Here is a 3,607-nt window from a genome sequence, read left to right as displayed (position 1 = left end):
GCCGGCGACGACATGGACGGGCTGGTGTTCCAGCCGGTGCGGGTGGCGCTCGACTTCGGCGCCGGTCTTGGCGCCGATCTTTCCGCCGACGGGGCCGACGACCTTGCCGACGCGGGCCCGGCCGCGCGCGCCTACACCATCCGCTTCAAGCCGCGGCCGGAGCTCTATGCCAAGGGCAACGAGGCGGCGCTGGTGCTGCGCGAGCTGGAGCGGCTCGGGCGCCTGGAGGCGAGCTGCGACGCGAGCGCGGTGCCGCTGCTCGACGCGCTCGACCCGGAGGGCGCCTATCTCGACTGGACGCTCAAGCTCGAGACCGACAAGGGCGAGTCGGCGATCCGCGAGGCGTTCGAGTTCGTCGAATGGGACTGCGAGCTGGAGATCGCGGCCGAGGATGATGCCGGGGACGCGGCCGAAGATGCCGCGGGCGGTGCGTTCGACATCGACGCGCTGCTGCGCTCGATCCGGGAGGAGGCGGCGGCGGAGCCGGCGCCGGGGGAGCCTGAGGCGGCGGCGGAACCCGCCGCAGAACCGACACCCGCAAAGCCCGAGCTCGCCGCGGCCGAACAGCCGGCGCCCAAGGCCGCCCGCGCCGAGACGGCGGCAAACGCCGCGCCGCAGACCATCCGCGCCGACCTCGAGCGCGTCGACCGGCTGATCGACCTGGTCGGCGAGCTGGTCATCAACCAGGCGATGCTGTCGCAGCGCGTCATCGAGGCCGGCCACGCCCCGGGCTCGGCGGTGGTGATCGGGCTCGACGAGCTCGAGCAGCTGACGCGCGAGATCCAGGACTGCGTCATGGCCATCCGCGCCCAGGCGGTGAAGTCGGTGTTCCAGCGCATGCCGCGCCTGGTGCGCGAGGTCGCCGGCCTGACCGGCAAGCAGGTGCGCCTCGTCACCGAGGGCGAGGGCACCGAGGTCGACAAGACGGTGATCGACCGGCTGACCGACCCGCTCACCCACATGATCCGCAACGCCATCGACCACGGGCTGGAGACGCCCGACCAGCGGCTGGCCGCCGGCAAGCCGGCCGAGGGGCTGGTGCGGCTGTCGGCCATGCACCGCTCGGGCCGCATCGTCATCGAGGTCGCCGACGACGGCGCCGGCATCAACCGGGCCAAGGTCAGGCAGCTCGCCGTCGACAAGGGGCTGATCGCCGCCGATGCGGTGCTGTCCGACGACGAGGTCGACAATCTGATCTTCCTGCCCGGCTTCTCGACCGCGACCGAGGTCTCCAACATCTCCGGCCGCGGGGTGGGCATGGACGTGGTCAAGCGCTCGATCCAGGCGCTGGGCGGGCGGCTGTCGATCGCCTCGCGGCCGGGCAAGGGCTCGACCTTCACGCTCAGCCTGCCGCTGACCCTGGCGGTGCTCGACGGCATGGTGGTGACCGTGGCCGGGCAGACGCTGGTGGTGCCGTTGACCGCCATCATCGAGACCCTGCAGCCCAAGGCCGCCGACGTGCACGGGCTCGGCGGCGCCGCCCGCGTGATCGCGGTGCGCGACGCCTTCACGCCGCTGATCGACATCGGCCGCGAGCTCGGCTTCCGCGCCGCCGCCACCGACCCGCTGAGCGCGGTGGCGATCCTGGTCGAGACCGAGGGCGGCCGGCGCAGCGCGCTTTTGGTCGACACCATCCAGGGCCAGCGCCAGGTGGTGATCAAGAGCCTGGAATCCAACTACGGCGCCGTGCCCGGCATCGCCGCCGCCACCATCCTCGGCGACGGCCGCGTCGCCCTGATCATCGATGTCGACGCCGTGATCGCCAGCTCGCAGGCCGACATGCCCAGCCCCGACCCCGTTCTCGCCGAAGCAGGATGACGCCATGACCGAGACCGCCAGACACGACACCACAAGCCGCGAGCTGATCGCCTTCCGCATCGGCGCGCAGGAGTTCTGCGTCGACATCATGTCGGTGCGCGAGATCCGCGGCTGGGCCCCGGCCACCGTCTTGCCCAAGGCGCCGCCCTTCGTGCGCGGCGTCATCAATTTGCGCGGCGCGGTGCTGCCGATCGTCGACCTCGCCGCCCGGCTCGGCTTCACGCCGCCGGAGCCGACGGTGCGCCACGTCATCATGGTGGTGCAGGTCGACGACCGCGTCGTCGGGCTTCTGGTCGACGCCGTCTCCGACATCCTGTCGGTCACCGACGACGCCATCCAGCCCACGCCCGACGTCGCCTCCGAGATGGCCCGCACCTTCGTGCGCGGCGTGCTGGCGATCGAGGGCCGCATGATCAGCCTGATCGCGCTCGACAACGTGCTGCAGGCCGTCGACCCGATCGCGGCATGACCGACACGACCGCACCCGCCCGGCCGCGCCGCGCGCCGCGCCTGGTCGAGGGCGAGTTCGCCCTCACCGGCGAGGATCTGCGCCAGATCGCGGCGATGCTGAAGGCCGACGCCGGCATCCACCTCACCGAGGCCAAGGCGGCGCTGGTCTATTCGCGCCTGTCCAAGCGCCTGCGCGCGCTCGGGCTGGCGAGCTTTGCCGACTACTGCGCCTTCGTCGCCTCGGCCGAGGGGACCGGCGAGCGCCAGCAGATGCTGGCGGCGCTGACCACCAACGTCACCAGCTTCTTCCGCGAAGCCCACCACTTCGAGCATCTGGCGCAGCGCGTGCTGCCGCCGCTGCTCGAGGCGGCGCGCGCCGGCGGCCGCGTGCGGCTGTGGTCGGCGGCCTGCTCCAACGGCGCCGAGCCCTATTCGATCGCGCTGACCATCCTGTCGCTGATGCCCGACGCCGCCCGCCACGACATCAAGGTGCTGGCCACCGACATCGACGCCAACATGGTCGCCGCCGGCCACGCCGGGCTCTACGGCGAGGCGGCGCTCAGGCCGGTGCCGGCGGAGCTGCGCCGGCGCTGGTTTGTCCCGGCGCGCACCGGCGAGGCCAGGGCCTGGAGCGTCGGCGAAGAGCTGCGCGCCCTGGTCGCCTTCCGCGAGCTCAACCTGATCGGCGCCTGGCCGATGAAGGGCCGGTTCCAGGCGATTTTCTGCCGCAACGTCGTCATCTACTTCGAGGAGGCGACGCAGGCGCGGATCTGGAGCCGCTTCGTGCCGCTCTTGACCCCCGGCGGCCACCTCTATATCGGCCACTCCGAGCGGGTCTCGGGGCCGGCGGCGGCCAGCTTCCAGTTCGAGGGCATCACCACCTACAAGCTGCGCGAGGCCGGCCTGTGACCCCCCCGATCCGTGTCCTGATCGTCGACGATTCCGCCACCATGCGCAGCCTGCTGACGGCGGTGCTGCGCCGCGACCCGGCCATCGAGGTGGTCGGCCACGCCGCCGATCCGCTCGAGGCGCGCCAAAAGATCAAGGCGCTCAACCCCGACGTCGTCACCCTCGACATCGAGATGCCGAACATGAACGGCCTCGACTTCCTCGACAAGATCATGCGCCTGCGGCCGATGCCGGTGATCATGGTCTCCAGCCTGACCGGCCGCGACGCCGCCGCGACGCTGGCCGCGCTCGAGATCGGCGCCTTCGACTGCATCGCCAAGGCCTCGTTCAGCGACGAGGGCGCCTTCGACGCGCTCCTGGCCACGGTCAAGGCGGCGGCGCGCGCCCGCATCCGCCCGCCGGCGGCAGCATCGGCCGCGCACGCGCCGGC

Annotated in this window: 4 protein-coding genes; all 4 read left to right on the top strand. The window is 72.2% G+C overall.

The genetic code is table 11. The annotated features are described in order from the left end of the window. On the top strand, positions 1–1,818 hold a 1,818-nt coding region (locus AC3A4H_RS23520; protein ID WP_487768866.1), incomplete at its 5' end, for a chemotaxis protein CheA. 4 nt (positions 1,819–1,822) lie between these two features. After that, positions 1,823–2,287: a chemotaxis protein CheW gene (locus AC3A4H_RS23515; protein ID WP_348781275.1), complete on the top strand. Its 465-nt coding sequence runs from the start codon at positions 1,823–1,825 to the stop codon at positions 2,285–2,287. Beyond that, positions 2,284–3,177 (top strand): CheR family methyltransferase, encoded by an 894-nt coding sequence (locus AC3A4H_RS23510; RefSeq protein WP_487768865.1) that lies wholly within the window; start codon positions 2,284–2,286, stop codon positions 3,175–3,177. The genes AC3A4H_RS23515 and AC3A4H_RS23510 overlap by 4 nt, the downstream gene beginning before the upstream one ends. Next, the coding region (locus AC3A4H_RS23505; protein ID WP_487768864.1) for a response regulator at positions 3,174–3,607 on the top strand (434 nt) is incomplete at its 3' end. The genes AC3A4H_RS23510 and AC3A4H_RS23505, both read left to right, overlap by 4 nt.

The organism is Pseudaminobacter sp. Soil_N_29 (assembly GCF_057656055.1).
Note: the sequence above shows the minus strand (reverse complement) of the source record. Positions and strands in the feature narration are given on the sequence as shown.

Coding starts and splice junctions, on each gene's coding strand:
- AC3A4H_RS23515 (WP_348781275.1), top strand. CDS start 1,823: ATGACCGAGACCGCCAGACACGACACCACAAGCCGCGAGCTGATCGCC.
- AC3A4H_RS23510 (WP_487768865.1), top strand. CDS start 2,284: ATGACCGACACGACCGCACCCGCCCGGCCGCGCCGCGCGCCGCGCCTG.